Annotated in this window: 14 protein-coding genes; 7 read left to right on the plus strand and 7 right to left on the minus strand. The window is 59.2% G+C overall.

Going from position 1 to position 13,834, the window contains the following annotated elements; all coding sequences use genetic code 11:
* Positions 1–20 precede the first annotated feature (20 nt).
* Positions 21–806, plus strand: coding sequence for a sulfite exporter TauE/SafE family protein (locus tag KW848_RS03020; RefSeq protein WP_218535633.1), 786 nt, complete (start codon positions 21–23; stop codon positions 804–806).
* Positions 807–847: 41 nt separating this feature from the next.
* Here KW848_RS03020 and KW848_RS03025 read toward each other — a convergent pair whose 3' ends face one another.
* Positions 848–1,216, minus strand: a complete 369-nt coding sequence (locus tag KW848_RS03025) for a VOC family protein (RefSeq protein WP_218535635.1) — start codon at positions 1,214–1,216, stop codon at positions 848–850.
* A gap of 179 nt (positions 1,217–1,395) precedes the next feature.
* Between KW848_RS03025 and KW848_RS03030 the strand changes: the two genes are divergently transcribed.
* Together KW848_RS03030 and KW848_RS03035 are read left to right on the plus strand one after the other, a co-directional pair.
* Positions 1,396–1,962, plus strand: a complete 567-nt coding sequence (locus tag KW848_RS03030; protein WP_218535637.1) for a DUF4174 domain-containing protein — start codon at positions 1,396–1,398, stop codon at positions 1,960–1,962.
* Between the two features lie 255 nt (positions 1,963–2,217).
* The gene (locus KW848_RS03035) at positions 2,218–2,586 is read left to right on the plus strand and encodes a DUF6124 family protein (RefSeq protein ID WP_218535641.1); all 369 of its coding nucleotides are present in this window, start codon (positions 2,218–2,220) and stop codon (positions 2,584–2,586) included.
* Between the two features lie 257 nt (positions 2,587–2,843).
* Here KW848_RS03035 and ampC read toward each other — a convergent pair whose 3' ends face one another.
* Positions 2,844–3,986: a class C beta-lactamase gene (gene ampC, locus KW848_RS03040; RefSeq protein ID WP_305729588.1), complete on the minus strand. Its 1,143-nt coding sequence runs from the start codon at positions 3,984–3,986 to the stop codon at positions 2,844–2,846.
* Positions 3,987–4,144: 158 nt separating this feature from the next.
* Between ampC and KW848_RS03045 the strand changes: the two genes are divergently transcribed.
* Positions 4,145–5,065, plus strand: coding sequence for a LysR family transcriptional regulator (locus KW848_RS03045; protein ID WP_218535645.1), 921 nt, complete (start codon positions 4,145–4,147; stop codon positions 5,063–5,065).
* A gap of 66 nt (positions 5,066–5,131) precedes the next feature.
* Here the strand turns inward: KW848_RS03045 and gudD are convergent, their stop codons facing one another.
* Positions 5,132–6,475: a glucarate dehydratase gene (gene gudD / locus KW848_RS03050; RefSeq protein WP_111452410.1), complete on the minus strand. Its 1,344-nt coding sequence runs from the start codon at positions 6,473–6,475 to the stop codon at positions 5,132–5,134.
* Between the two features lie 37 nt (positions 6,476–6,512).
* Positions 6,513–7,859 carry an MFS transporter gene (locus KW848_RS03055; RefSeq protein ID WP_192410450.1) on the minus strand — a complete coding sequence of 449 codons (1,347 nt, stop codon included), beginning with the start codon at positions 7,857–7,859 and terminating at the stop codon, positions 6,513–6,515.
* A 282-nt stretch (positions 7,860–8,141) separates the two neighbouring features.
* On the opposite strand from KW848_RS03055, the gene KW848_RS03060 reads away from it, so the two are divergent.
* Entirely contained in the window at positions 8,142–8,855 is a 714-nt protein-coding gene (locus KW848_RS03060) for a FadR/GntR family transcriptional regulator (RefSeq protein ID WP_111452408.1), read from the plus strand.
* Between the two features lie 168 nt (positions 8,856–9,023).
* On the opposite strand, the gene KW848_RS03065 is transcribed toward KW848_RS03060, so the two are convergent.
* Positions 9,024–9,935: a DMT family transporter gene (locus tag KW848_RS03065; protein ID WP_218535646.1), complete on the minus strand. Its 912-nt coding sequence runs from the start codon at positions 9,933–9,935 to the stop codon at positions 9,024–9,026.
* Between the two features lie 96 nt (positions 9,936–10,031).
* On the opposite strand from KW848_RS03065, the gene KW848_RS03070 reads away from it, so the two are divergent.
* Positions 10,032–10,895, plus strand: a complete 864-nt coding sequence (locus KW848_RS03070; protein WP_218535648.1) for a LysR substrate-binding domain-containing protein — start codon at positions 10,032–10,034, stop codon at positions 10,893–10,895.
* Positions 10,896–11,014: 119 nt separating this feature from the next.
* Here the strand turns inward: KW848_RS03070 and yegQ are convergent, their stop codons facing one another.
* Positions 11,015–12,340 (minus strand): tRNA 5-hydroxyuridine modification protein YegQ, encoded by a 1,326-nt coding sequence (gene yegQ / locus KW848_RS03075; protein ID WP_218535650.1) that lies wholly within the window; start codon positions 12,338–12,340, stop codon positions 11,015–11,017.
* Positions 12,341–12,503: 163 nt separating this feature from the next.
* On the opposite strand from yegQ, the gene KW848_RS03080 reads away from it, so the two are divergent.
* The gene (locus KW848_RS03080) at positions 12,504–13,565 is read left to right on the plus strand and encodes an AI-2E family transporter (protein WP_218535652.1); all 1,062 of its coding nucleotides are present in this window, start codon (positions 12,504–12,506) and stop codon (positions 13,563–13,565) included.
* Here the strand turns inward: KW848_RS03080 and KW848_RS03085 are convergent.
* Positions 13,562–13,744, minus strand: a complete 183-nt coding sequence (locus KW848_RS03085) for a hypothetical protein (protein WP_111449100.1) — start codon at positions 13,742–13,744, stop codon at positions 13,562–13,564. The two genes, KW848_RS03080 and KW848_RS03085, sit on opposite strands and share 4 nt — an antisense overlap.
* Between the last annotated feature and the right edge of the window lie 90 nt (positions 13,745–13,834).

Consider the following 13,834-nt stretch of genomic DNA (forward strand, 5'->3'; position numbering starts at 1 on the left):
CGTTTTTTGTGGGCGTGTTAATGGAATTCGGTAATTTCGGTTTAGTCGTGGCAGGTCTGGTAGTCGGCTTTATTGTCGGGATGACTGGTGTTGGTGGCGGCTCCTTGATGACCCCCATTCTGTTGTGGTTCGGTGTCAATCCGGCCACCGCAGTGGGGACGGATTTGCTGTACGCGGCGATTACCAAATCCAGTGGCGTGCTGGTTCATCGAAAGAACAAGAACATCGACTGGGCGATTACCGGTTGGCTGACCCTCGGCAGTGTGCCGGCGGTGGCGCTGACGTTGTGGTTCCTGAGCACCTTGCAAACGTCGCCCGAGGCGATGAACGCGGTCATCAAACAGGCCTTGGGCTTTGTTCTGTTTGCCACGGCGCTGGCGATTTTCTTCAAGAAACGCCTGCTCGATTTCGCCCACAAACGTGCGGGCGGTCATTACAACCCCAGCGGCAAGCGCTTGAATGCGCTGACCGTGATCACTGGCCTGGTCCTGGGCGCCATGGTTGCCCTGACGTCCATCGGCGCTGGCGCCCTGGGCACCGTCGCGTTGTTCATTCTCTATCCGCTGTTGCCGACCCGCCGCCTGGTGGGCACGGAAATCGCGCACGCCGTACCACTGACCCTGGTGGCCGGCCTCGGCCACGCGAGCATGGGCAACATGGATTGGCACGTGCTGGGTTTTTTGCTGATCGGTTCGTTGCCGGGGATTTACCTGGGCAGTCACCTGACTGGCCGCATCTCCGATGAAGTGCTGCGGCCTTGCCTGGCCACGATGCTGGTGCTGATCGGGTACAAACTGGCCTTTTAATCGGGTAGTGCTTTCAGAACAAACCCGCTTGGCAGGCGCGCTCAGGGCCGAGTCAGAATCTCCAGCAGATGCCCGTCCGGGTCATCGAAGTAAATTCGCCGGCCACCGCCGTAATCGTTGATCTCGTTCGGTCGTTGTTTGCCGGGGTCGGCCCACCAGGGTTGCTGCCGGGCTTGCAGGCGGGCGAAGGCCGCATCGAAATCGTCGTCACCCATCAAAAACGCGTAGTGCTGGGAGGCAATCGGCGGGTCATTGTCGTAGAAGTCCAGCGACACGCCATTGTCGAACTTGACGATCAGCATCGGGCCGAAGGGTTCGGGGCTGGGCAGGCCGAGGATGTCTGCCAGATAGTTGGCTGATGCCTGCTTGTCGCGACACCAGACGATGGTGTGGTTCAACTGAGCGCTCATGCACAGGTCCTCACGGCGGATCAGGGCTTGGTTGTTGAGCCATGAGATTAGCTCAGCCTGTTGCGCAATGACCGCCCTGACCTAAGCTTGGGGCAAGGCGAGACATAATTGCGTGCGTCACCCGGAACGAACGCAGCGATGCGCAATCATTAGAGCGTGGATATCAAAAGGAGATGCGCATGCTCATCAGGTCATTGACCCTGACTACCCTGCTGGTTTTTGCCGGCCCCTTGCTCGCTGCCGATGACGGCTCACCACTGGATATGGACAAGGGCAGGGCCCGGCCGTTGATTGTCATCGCTCCGAGCACGGTCGATCCCACGTGGGTGAGCCTGAAAAAGTCGCTGGATGAACCGACCAATCGCAAGGGGTTCACCGAGCGAAACATGGTCCTGTACACCGTGCTCAATTTGATGGGCCAGCGCGAAGGCAAAGACCTGGGGCCACAAGACACGGCGGCATTGATCCGTTCGCTCAAGTTGGGTGCCGGCGCGAAGAGCAAAGTCATCCTGGTGGGCAAGGACGGGGAAAAGAAACTTGAACAATCGGGAGCGATTGAGCTGAAGGAGATTTTCGCCGCCGTCGACCAATTGCCGGCGACAGAGCAAGAAGCCACGGCACCGACACCGCCGCCGGTCACTGAAGTCGCACCGGCCAACGGTGCCAACGGTGCCAAAGGCGCAAAACCGGGCAAACCGGGCAAACCGGCGAAGCCTGCCAAGCCGCCTGAAATGCCGGATGATTAAACGCAGACTTTTGTAGCCGCTGGCGCAGCCTGCGCCAGCGGTTAAAAAAAATGGGGTGTTTCGGGGGGAGATGTATCGGCTTCTATTGGTCTCGGAAGTTTCCTGCAAGTTCTGTCGGTCTTTATGAACTGGTTTCTGTCAGAGAGCACCGCTAGCCTTCGTCAGCCACCGCAAAAATGCGGTCGGACGTGGGAATCCGCGACACTGAGGGATCCAGGGACGAAAACACCAATGGCACAAAAAGGAGCCTCGTCTGTGAAAAAGTTCAGCAAGCATCAACCGCAAACCCTGACCGACGCCGAACATCTCGATCCTGCGAAGCCATGTGAAACCGCGAAAGGCGCAGTCACCCGAAGCCCCAGGCCTACCGCCACGACCCAGCAGATTTTCACTGTTGCTCCTGGTGTCGACACACTGACCCTGCTAAATCAGGCCTGCGAAAACCTTGCCTCCCTGAATGTCTTGATTGCGAGTTTTGCCGGGACACTGGAAGGCTCTAGCCGCACAGTGCTGCTGTCGATTCAGCAATTGGCGGCGGTCACCGGGTTGTTGGTGAATCAGGCACGGGAAAATCTTGATCGGAGAAGCGATGCACCTGATGCTCAGCCGCCGACTCTGCATTGAGCTGGTGCAGTAACGACGATGGGCGACCTCCAAGGGGTCGCCCATTTTGTTTGCCCGCTAGTGATCTGTAGCAGCTGTCGAGCCTGCGAGGTGTGGTGAGGAGATTGTGGCGAGGGGATTTAGCGAAACGTCGCACCGCCCCGTTCGGCGGCGAAGCCGTCGTAATCAATTGGACGCGGTGTGGCTGAAAAAAAGGGGCCGCTTCGCAGCCCAACGGGGCGGTGCGACGTTTCGCTAAATCCCCTCGCCACAATTGGCTACTTGCTCAGAGCACTCAATATCGTATGAGCAATCTTGATCCGCTCCGGGTTCGGGTAGTTTTTGTTGGCCAGGATCACGATGCCGATGTCTTTCGACGGCACGTACGCCACGTAAGCCCCGAAGCCGCCCGTTGAACCGGTTTTGTTGATCAGTATGCTTTCCGGTTGAGGTTGCGGTGGGGTCAGCCACTGGACTTCGTGAGCCTCCATCGCCATCTGCGTCGAGTTACCCGCCAGTAATTTATCGAGGGTGACCGGGTAATGGTAGAACTCCCAACCCAGCCCCTGAGTCATCTCGCCGACCTTGTAATACCCGGTGTGAGTGATGGCGATTGCCCGCTGCATCGGCGTTTCAAGCCCCGACGGTTTCATGTTCGCCTCAACATACCGAATCAGATCCGCCGCGCTGGTTTTCACCCCATAAGCCTCCGAATCCAGTGCCCCCGGCCCAACCCGTACAGGTTTGTCTTCCTTGTTGTAACCCTGAGCGTAAAGCCCCATTTGAGCCTGCGGCACTGTGAGGTAGGTGTGTTTCAGCCCGAGTTTCGGCAGCAGGGTTTTTTCCATCACGTCATCAAACGGCGCGCCCATGCTTTGGGCGGCGAGGTAACCGAACAACCCCAGGCTCGGGTTCGAATACAGCCGATGGGTGCCGGCGGCATAAGTCGGTTTCCACTGCTTGAAGTAGCCGAGCATTTTGTCCGGTGCATCGGCATCGTCGGGGAATTGCAGCGGCAGGCCACCGGCGCTGTAGGTGCCCAGTTGCAGCACGCTGATGTTATCGAACGCGCTGCCACGCAGCTCCGGCAGCACGCTGCTGGCCTTGTCCGACAGGGACAGTTTGCCGGTGGCCTGAGCGTAGGCGGCGAGGGTCGCGGTGAAGGTTTTGCTCACCGAGCCGATTTCGAACAGGGTGTCTTCGGTGACGGCTTTGCCGTTTTCCTTCGAGGCCACGCCGTAGTTAAAGTAATGAGGCTGGCCGTTGACGGTAATCGCAACCGCGACACCGGGGATCTGCTGTTGCTGCATCACCGGTTCGATGGCGGCCTTCACGATGGCTTCAATGCGGTCATCAGCAACGCAATGACCGGCGCTGAGGGCAAGTGCGAAAGCGCTGTAGAGCGCGAGTTTGTTGTGCATGATTGATTCACTTTCCATGAGTTCAAGGGTGTTAACCGCTACACTCCGAGCGGCTTTTCAATCCGGGTTGCTGATGGGCGAGCCAATCTATGCAGTCTGCCGAGGTTCGACAACCGATGATATTTCGAACGAGCCATTAGAAAAATTTGGGAGTGAGCATGATCCGGCCTCAATTACCGCTCAATGCATTGCGCGCCTTCGAGGCCTCCGCCCGGCATTTGAGTTTCACCCGGGCGGCCGTTGAGTTGTGTGTCACACAGGCGGCGGTGAGCCATCAGGTCAAGAGCCTTGAATCGCAACTTCGCGTGACCCTGTTCAAGCGCTTGCCCCGCGGGCTGATGCTGACCAGTGAGGGCGAAACCCTGCTGCCGGTGTTGCGCGAGTCTTTCGACCGTATTGCACGCACCCTTGAGCGATTCGAGGGCGGACATTTTCGCGAGGTATTGACGGTCGGCGCGGTGGGGACGTTCGCGGTAGGCTGGTTGTTGCCACGGTTGACGGACTTCCAGGCGAAACATCCGTTCATAGATTTGCGCCTGTCGACCAACAACAATCGCGTGGATGTGGCGGCTGAAGGGTTGGATTACGCGATACGGTTTGGCGCGGGAGCCTGGCATGGGATTGAGGCCGTCAGGTTGATCGAGGCGCCGTTATCGGTATTGTGCGTTCCCGAAATTGCCCGGCAACTGAAAACACCGATAGACCTGTTGCAGCAAACGCTGTTGCGTTCTTATCGCACGGACGAGTGGCCCGAATGGTTTCAGGCCACCGGCCTCTCGACCCACGCAGCGCCGCCCCGAAGCATCGTCTTCGACTCGTCGCTGGCAATGATGGAAGCGGCGCTGCAAGGGGCGGGCGTTGCATTGGCGCCGCCGCTGATGTTCGCCCGACTACTGACGGCGGGTGCAATCGAGCAACCGTTCGCCATCGGGATCACCACCGGCAGTTACTGGCTGACCCGTTTGCAGTCGCGCCCTGAAACGTCGGCGATGATGGCGTTCAAGCAATGGTTGCTGCAAGCAGCGCAAGAACCTGTGGGAGCGAGTTCGCTCGCGAAAGCGGTCTATCCGTCACATTGATGGTGGATGTGACGACGTCTTCGCGAGCAAGCCCGCTCCCACAGGGATTGAGGTTTTTCGATAGACCTAGCGCACCAGACACGGCCGCTTGTTATCGAACTTCCAGCCCGGAATCAGAAACTGCATCGCCACGCTGTCATCCCGGGCGCCCAGTCCCATGCCTTTGTACAACTCATGAGCCTTGGCCAGTTGATCCATGTCCAGTTCGACGCCCAACCCGGGTTTCTTCGGCACCTGCACGCAGCCATCAACGATTTGCAGCGGTGCTTTGGTCAGGCGCTGGCCGTCCTGCCAGATCCAGTGGGTGTCGATGGCGGTGATGTCACCTGGCGCGGCGGCCGCGACGTGGGTGAACATGGCCAGGGAAATATCGAAGTGGTTGTTGGAGTGCGAACCCCAGGTCAGGCCCCACTCATGGCACATCTGCGCCACGCGGACTGAGCCCTGCATGGTCCAGAAGTGCGGGTCGGCCAGCGGAATGTCCACTGATTGCAACTGGATCGCGTGGCCCATTTCCCGCCAGTCGGTGGCGATCATGTTGGTGGCGGTTTTCAGGCCCGTGGCGCGACGGAATTCAGCCATGACTTCACGTCCCGAATAACCGTTTTCCGCGCCGCACGGGTCTTCGGCGTAAGCCAGTACGTGATGCTGATCCCGGCACAGGCGAATGGCTTCCTTGAGTGACCACGCGCCATTCGGATCAAGGGTGATGCGCGCATCGGGGAAGCGTTCGGCCAGGGCGGTGACGGCTTCGATTTCTTGATCGCCACTGAGCACGCCGCCCTTGAGTTTGAAGTCCTTGAAACCGTAGCGGGCGTGGGCGGCTTCGGCCAGACGGACCACGGCGTCGGCGGTCATGGCTTTTTCGTGACGTACGCGGAACCAGTCGTTGTCGGCGTCCGGTTCGCTGCGGTAGGCCAGGTCGGTTTCATTGCGATCACCGACATAAAACAGGTAACCCAGCATCTTCACTTCGTCGCGCTGCTGACCTTCGCCGAGCAAGGCTGCGACCGGCACGTCCAGGTGCTGGCCCAAGAGATCAAGCAGCGCAGCTTCAAGGCCGGTGACGGCGTGGATGGTGATGCGCAAATCGAACGTCTGTAACCCGCGACCGCCAGCATCACGATCGGCGAAGGTCTGGCGCACTTGATTGAGGATCTTCTGATACGTACCGATCGGACTGCCGACCACTAATGAGCGAGCGTCTTCGAGGGTCTGGCGAATGCGCTCGCCGCCCGGTACTTCACCGACGCCGGTGTGGCCGGCGTTGTCCTTGAGGATCACGATGTTGCGGGTGAAAAACGGCCCGTGGGCGCCGCTCAGGTTGAGCAACATGCCATCGTGGCCGGCCACCGGAACAACCTGCATGCTGGTGATGACCGGGGCTTTGGCGGTTTCTTGTGGGTTCATTGTCATGTCCTTCAAAACAGTGCTCTTACATGAGTGTTCAGGCGTGGTTGGGCGCTGGTTTGTCCAGTGCAACGGCTGGTGCGGATTTCGGTTTGTTGCGTGCGGCGAAGACGATGATTGCGGCAATGATCGAGGTCGCGGCCAGGCCGTACAGCCCGCCCTGAATCGAGCCGGTGCGTTCTTCCAGCAGGCCGAACGTGGTCGGCGCGACGAAGCCGCCGAGGTTGCCCACCGAGTTGATCAGTGCGATGACGCCTGCCGCGATCCGTGCGTCCAGATAAGCCTGAGGAATCGGCCAGAACAGCGATGACGCCGATTTGAAGCCCAGCGCAGCAAAGCAGATTGCAACGAAGGCGAAGATCGGCCCGCCGGTGGTGGACATGAACATCCCGGCTGCTGCGATCAGCAGGGCCGCAGCGACCCAGGCTTGTTGATGCTTCCATTTGGCCGACAGCGAAGCGAAGGCGTACATGCCGACGATCGACAGCAACCATGGAATCGAGTTGAACAGCCCGACCTGAATGTCGCTCAGGTCGCCCATCTTTTTGATGATGCTCGGCAGCCAGAAGGTCGCGGCATAGATGGTCAATTGGATGAAGAAGTAGATCAGGCAGAACAGGATGATCTGGCGATCCTTGAGCAGCTTGCCCAGCGACGGTTTGATTGGTGTCGCGGCTTCGCGGGCCAGTTGTTCGTCGTCGATGGCTTTGACCAGCGCGTCTTGTTCGGCGCGGCTCAGCCATTTGGCGTCGTGGGGTTTGGAGTCCAGCCAGAACCAGACGAACACGCACAGCCCGACCGAGAACATCCCTTCAATGAAGTACATCCATTGCCAGCCGTGCATGCCCAAACCGCTGATTTGCAGCAGTAACCCGGACAGCGGGCCGGAGATCAGCGAAGCAATCGCCGAACCGCTGAGGAAGATGGCAATCGCCTTGCCGCGTTCAACGCCAGGCAACCAGCGGGTGAAGTAGTAAATCACTCCGGGGAAGAAACCGGCTTCGGCCACGCCGAGCAGAAATCGCAGGATGTAGAAGTGGGTTTCGTTCTGGATGAAGGCCATGCAAGCGGCGACCACGCCCCAGGTCAGCATGATGCGGGTCAGCCAGATTCGTGCGCCGACTTTTTGCAGGAGGATATTGGAGGGGACTTCAAACAGCGCGTAACCGATGAAGAACAGACCGGCGCCGAGGCCGTAGGCGGCAGCGCCGATGCCCAGGTCATGTTCCATGTGGGCGCGGACGAAGCCGATGTTCACGCGGTCGATGTAGTTGACGATGAACATGATCACGAACAGCGGCAGAACATGGCGTTTCACTTTCGAGATGGCGGACTTCAGGACCGAATCGGCGCCATCGTTCATCCCGGATATGGATGTATTCACTGCGTTATCTCCCACTGATTATTTTTATGCGGGGTGTGGCGGGGTGTTGCGATGTTGATAGACATCATACAACTACGTTTTTTCCTCCTGCAAGCCCTGTCGTCCAACAAAATGGCGCTTTATATAAGATTTGTTATTCTTTTTTCAGTAATGCATGAGCTTGGTTTCGGTCTTGAATGCCCGATTTGTTGAGTGTTGTCATACAAGTTGGTCGGCTTTTTCCCGAGATTCCCGTCGGGCGCAGTGCTACGATTCCAGTAGCCCTGCTCTCGGATGATCGCCATGCAAGAAGACCTCGACGCGCCTGCCCGCAAGCGCACCCACAACCTGGCCCATGACCTGGTCGCCAAACTGACCCAGAGCATCTTGCTCGGGCAGATGCTGCCAGGTGACAAGCTGCCGTCCGAGAACACGATTGTTCAGGAGCACGGGGTCAGTCGCACGGTGGTGCGCGAGGCGATCTCGAAGTTGCAGGCGTCCGGGTTGGTGGAGACCCGGCACGGCATCGGCACCTTTGTCATCGAGCGAGCACCGGAGCAGGGACTGCGGTTGAACGTCGATACCGCGCTGGGGGTGCGCAGTATTCTGGAGTTGCGCATGGGCCTGGAAACCCAGGCTGCCGCACTGGCGGCAACCCGTCGCACCGAGCATCAATTGGTGCAGATGCGCGAAGCGCTGGACGACTATCAAAGCCTGCTGGCCAACAACGACAGCTGCGTCGAAGCCGACAAGCGCTTCCACTTGCTGATCGCCGAAGCCACCGGCAACGTGTGCTTCACCGAAATCATGCAGCACCTGGGCAGCGCCATGATCCCACGCACCCGCGTCAATGCCGCCGAGCGCGGCGCAGTGGACTTGAGCAAGCTCGGGCAACTGGCCAACCTTGAGCACGAGGCGATTCTCAATGCGATCAAACGCCAGGACCCGGATGCGGCTCGGGCGGCCATGTGGCTGCACCTGACCAACAGTCGCGACCGGTTTTCGGCCGATGGCTGACCGCCATTTGTCTACTCGAACAGAACCCGGCCAGTGCGCCTGGTTTTTTTATCGCGGGAAAGCCCGCTCCCACAGGTTTCGAGTCGGATGAAAATGATGCGATCGCCACAAACCCTGTGGGAGCTGGCTTGCCTGCGAAGGCGTCGCAGGTATCGCAAAAATGCCGCATCAGACGCCGACTACTCGAATCGACACAATCCTGCGCTCCAGATTCAACGCCAACACGCTGACCAGCACCACCAGTGCGCCCGCAACGATCATCAACGTCGGCCGCTCGCCCAGTGCAAAAGAGGCAATTGCCATGGCGGTCGGTGGAATCAGATACAGCGTCATCGTCGCGCGGCTCAAATCCACATGAGTCAGCACATAGGCCCAGGCGAGATACGCAAGGGCACTTGGGAAAATGCCCAGCCCGATGACCGCAAGCTGTACTTCAACTGGAGCGGTGATGACCTGGCTCACCAGTCCCGGGAGATAAACCAACAGCAGCAGCGTCCCGAACCAAACCGTGTAACACACCAACGTCAGCCCGTCGTAGCGCCGCGAGTGATGCTTCTGCAAGGCAAAGTAAAAACTCCATGACACCGCCGCCAACACAATCAGCCATCCATGGGCGTCGATGCTCCCCAATCCGTGATCACCGGCCACCACCATCACCACGCCGATCAATCCCAGAAAAACGCAGCCCCAACGCCACACGCTCACCCGGTCCTTGAACACGAAACGCGCCAGCAACGTGCTGAACAACGGCGTTGATTGCGCCAACACACTCGAGGCGCCGGCGCTGATACTTTGCTGGCCGAAATTCAACGCGACATGGTGCAGGCTCACGGCAAAAAATCCGAGCGCGAACAGCAACGGCAGGTCACGAGTTTTCGGCAGGCTAATGCCTCGGAACACTGCGACCACCGCCATGAAGGCCGATGCCAGCAGAAACCGCAGCAGGGCTAGATGACCAGGATCATAGGCCTGCAAACCGATGTGAATGCCGGTCGGTGAGTAACCCCAGCAGCTGACGACAAATGCCATGGCCAGGAAGATTTTGGCGGGGGAGCCGGGGGAGGGCGTGAGTGGCTTCATGATCGGGCACCTGTAGGCGGATGCACCCAGTATCAGAAGCCTGAATGTTCTCCACAACTGACTTATAGTACGTCAACTCTTCACTTTTGGTGATGTATGGAGCTGGCACAGATACGCATGTTCAAGACCGTCGCCGAGGTCGGCAGTATCGCTCGGGCAGCCGAGCTATTGCATTGCGTGCCGTCGAACATCACGGCACGGATCAAGTCCCTGGAAACGGAGCTGGGTGTCGCGCTGTTTCTACGCGAGGGCCGAGGGCTGCGAATCAGCCCGGCGGGGCAGACCTTTCTGGCTTATGCCTCGAAAATTCTCGCCCTGACGGCGGAAGCCAAGCGCGCGGTGGACCCTTCGGCCGAGCCGTCCGGGCCGTTGCGCATTGGCGCCATCGAGTCGTCGGCGACCGGTCGATTGCCGCGGTTGCTGGCGAAATTCCACAAGCGTTTCCCGGCGGTGGCACTGGAGCTGACCACCGGCACCTGGAGCCAATTGCTCGACGACACGCTCAATCACCGGCTCGACGGCGCGATCGTCGCCGTGGATGTCGAGCGCTCACACCTCAAGCGCACGCCGATGTACCGCGAGGAGCTGTTGTTGATCGCCTCGACGTCCCTGGGGCCGGTGCGTGACATCGCGGATTTGCAGGACAAGACCGTGTTCATGTGGCCTCAGGGCTGTCCCTACCGGGCGGCGCTGGAACATTGGTTGCTGCGGCAGGGGCAGGCGTTGCCGATTGTCAGCCTGGCCAGTTACGGGGCGATTGTCGGCTGTGTCAGTGCCGGGGCGGGTGTCGCGCTGGTGCCAAAAGGCGTGTTTGATCAGTACGCCAAAGGGGCGGGTTGCGCAGGGTATGAGTTCCCCGAACTGATGGCGATCGACAATCTGTTTTACTGGCATGAAAACGCCGGGGTTCACCCGGCGCGAGAGGCGTTTGTGGGGATGTTGCGCGAGGAGTTCACGTAACGGCTTACCTGTGGGAGCGAGCCTGTTCGCGATAGTGGTTTAACATTCAACAATAATGTTGGCTGTGATTCCGTCATCGCGAGCAGGCTCGCTCCCACAGTGGGGGGCGTTCTTGATGATCATGTGACGCTGACATCCCGCATCAACAACCCAAACTGCAAATCCACCGCATCCGGAATCGGCAGGTACACCGTATGCCCATCCCCCGGCGCCACTTCGATAGGCTCGCCCCTGACGTTTTGCAGTTGATGCAAGTCGAATTGGAAGTTGCCCTTGGGCGTCATCAGTTCCATGTGGTCGCCCAAACCAAATCGATTCTTCACCTTGACCTCCGCCATCCGGTCACGCCGCGCGCCGGTCAGCTCGCCGACAAACTGCTGCCGCTCCGACACCGAACTGCCGTGCTGGTAGTTCTGGTATTCGTCATGCACGTGCCGTCGCAGAAAACCTTCGGTGTAGCCGCGCTGGGCGAGTGATTCCAGGTCCAGCATCAGACTGCGGTCGAACTCGCGACCGGCCATCGCGTCGTCGATCGCCCGACGGTAAACCTGAGTGGTGCGTGCGCAATAAAAATGGGATTTGGTCCGGCCCTCGATTTTCAGTGAGTGCACGCCCATCTGCGTCAGGCGCTCGACATGCTGCACCGCGCGCAAATCCTTGGCGTTCATGATGTAAGTGCCGTGTTCGTCTTCGAAGGCCGGCATCAGTTCATCGGGCCGATTGGCTTCCTGCAACAGGAACACCTGATCGGTCGGGGCGCCGATGCCCAGGGTCGGTTCGGGCTGGAAGGTCTGCACGATTTCGCCGAGCTGGTTTTCAGTGGCCTCTTGCGCCGAATATTTCCAGCGACAGGCGTTGGTGCAACTGCCCTGATTGGCATCGCGCTTGTTCATGTAACCCGACAACAGGCAGCGACCGGAATAGGCCATGCACAAGGCGCCGTGGACGAACACCTCCAGCTCCATCGCCGGGACTTGTTCGCGGATTTCGGCGATTTCTTCCAGGGACAGCTCCCGCGACAGGATGATCCGGCTCAAACCTTGTTGCTGCCAGAACTCGACACTGGCCCAGTTCACCGTGTTGGCCTGTACCGACAGGTGAATCGGCATCTGCGGATAATGCCGGCGCACCAGCATGATCAACCCCGGGTCGGACATGATCAGCGCGTCCGGCGCCATGGCAATGACCGGCGCCAGGTCTTTGAGGAAGGTTTTTAGCTTGGCGTTGTGCGGGGCGATGTTCACCACCACGTAGAAGCGCTTGCCTTGGGCCTGGGCCTCGTGAATGCCGAGGGCCAGATTGGCGTGATCGAATTCGTTGTTGCGCACCCGCAGGCTGTAGCGCGGTTGACCGGCGTACACCGCATCGGCGCCGTAGGCGAAGGCATATCGCATGTTTTTCAGGGTGCCGGCGGGGGCGAGCAGTTCTGGAGGCAGGAGAGTCATGGCAGAGTCGGTCACAAAAGCCGCCGAGAGTAAGCGGCTTGCCCGCGAGGTTCATTGATCTGGATCTATGCTTGATGAACAAACGGATGGCACTCGCGCGAACCGTGGCGGACTAAGCATCAGGACGCAACATTGTGTCCTTGCGGACTGACATGGATCGGACATGAACGAAGAGACAGTACAAAACAAATCACTGGTGATCTTGCTGGGGCTGGTCACCGCTGCCTTCATTTGGATTTTGCTGCCGTTTTACGGCGCGGTGTTCTGGGCGGTGATCCTCGGCATCCTCTTCGCGCCCCTGCACCGACGACTGCAACTGAAGTTCGGCTGGGAACGCAATCTGACGTCGCTGCTCACCCTGAGCATCTGTCTGTTGATCGCGATTCTGCCGGTGATTGTCCTCAGTATCTTGCTGATTCAAGAAGGGGCCTCGGTCTACCACCGCATCGAAAGTGGCGAACTGGACATTGCCGGGTACGTGACGCATTTCAAACACAGCCTGCCGCCGTACTTCCAGCACTTGCTCGATCGGGCCGGGGTAGGCGAACTGGACGGGCTGCGGGAGAAAATCATCAAAAGTGCGGTGACAGGCAATGAGTTCATTGCCAACAAAGCCTTCAGTTTTGGTCAGGGTACGTTCGATTTCGTGGTGAGCTTTTTCATCATGCTCTACCTGTTGTTCTTCTTTCTGCGGGACGGCGCCGAACTGGCCCGCAAAGTGCGCGCCGCCGTGCCGCTGCAGGAGCACCAGAAACGCCGTTTGCAACTCAAGTTCAATCGTGTGGTTCGAGCGACAGTGAAGGGCAACCTGCTGGTGGCGATCACGCAGGGCGCATTGGGCGGTTTGATTTTCTGGTTTCTGGATATTCCGAGCGCGTTGCTCTGGGCGGTGCTGATGGCGTTTCTGTCGCTGTTGCCAGCGGTGGGGGCGGGGATTGTCTGGGCGCCGGTGGCGGCGTTTTTCCTGTTCACCGGAGCGATCTGGCAGGGCGTGGTGCTGGTGCTGTTCGGGATTTTTGTGATCGGCCTGGTGGATAACGTGCTGCGACCGATCCTGGTGGGCAAGGATACCAAGATGCCGGACTACCTGATCCTGATCTCGACCCTTGGCGGTCTGGCGATCTTCGGCCTCAATGGCTTTGTGATCGGGCCGCTGATCGCTGCGCTGTTCATGTCGAGTTGGGCAATTTTCATCGAAACCAAGCCGCGGGTGCAGCTGCCTTAAGCGCTGAGTTGGCCTCGGCCGATGCGTTGCGACAGTGCCTGGGCGGCTGGCAGCGAGGTGAGCGGACCGCTGATCGGTTCGCCGTCCTGCACCAGATACCAACAGGCGAGCAATCCTAGCTCTCTGAGCGGTGCGGGAACGGCACTGCCGATAACGGACATGATCTGAACCTGGGACATAAGTACCTCCATCAATCGATGGAGCCACCTTACGGAACGGACGCTTGAACGGACAATCAACGCTTTCGATAGTCGTCATTGATGCCAATG

Origin of the sequence: Pseudomonas sp. PDM25, from assembly GCF_019219045.1 — a bacterium.
In the GTDB taxonomy this organism is placed as follows: Bacteria; Pseudomonadota; Gammaproteobacteria; order Pseudomonadales; family Pseudomonadaceae; genus Aquipseudomonas.

Excerpts from the sequence above, each read along its gene's own strand:
- KW848_RS03020 (WP_218535633.1), top strand. The coding sequence starts at position 21 with ATGGAATTCGGTAATTTCGGTTTAGTCGTGGCAGGTCTGGTAGTCGGC.
- KW848_RS03025 (WP_218535635.1), bottom strand. The coding sequence starts at position 1,216 with ATGAGCGCTCAGTTGAACCACACCATCGTCTGGTGTCGCGACAAGCAG.
- KW848_RS03030 (WP_218535637.1), top strand. The coding sequence starts at position 1,396 with ATGCTCATCAGGTCATTGACCCTGACTACCCTGCTGGTTTTTGCCGGC.
- ampC (WP_305729588.1), bottom strand. The coding sequence starts at position 3,986 with ATGCACAACAAACTCGCGCTCTACAGCGCTTTCGCACTTGCCCTCAGC.
- KW848_RS03045 (WP_218535645.1), top strand. The coding sequence starts at position 4,145 with ATGATCCGGCCTCAATTACCGCTCAATGCATTGCGCGCCTTCGAGGCC.
- gudD (WP_111452410.1), bottom strand. The coding sequence starts at position 6,475 with ATGAACCCACAAGAAACCGCCAAAGCCCCGGTCATCACCAGCATGCAG.
- KW848_RS03060 (WP_111452408.1), top strand. The coding sequence starts at position 8,142 with ATGCAAGAAGACCTCGACGCGCCTGCCCGCAAGCGCACCCACAACCTG.
- KW848_RS03065 (WP_218535646.1), bottom strand. The coding sequence starts at position 9,935 with ATGAAGCCACTCACGCCCTCCCCCGGCTCCCCCGCCAAAATCTTCCTG.
- KW848_RS03070 (WP_218535648.1), top strand. The coding sequence starts at position 10,032 with ATGGAGCTGGCACAGATACGCATGTTCAAGACCGTCGCCGAGGTCGGC.
- yegQ (WP_218535650.1), bottom strand. The coding sequence starts at position 12,340 with ATGACTCTCCTGCCTCCAGAACTGCTCGCCCCCGCCGGCACCCTGAAA.
- KW848_RS03080 (WP_218535652.1), top strand. The coding sequence starts at position 12,504 with ATGAACGAAGAGACAGTACAAAACAAATCACTGGTGATCTTGCTGGGG.
- KW848_RS03085 (WP_111449100.1), bottom strand. The coding sequence starts at position 13,744 with ATGTCCCAGGTTCAGATCATGTCCGTTATCGGCAGTGCCGTTCCCGCA.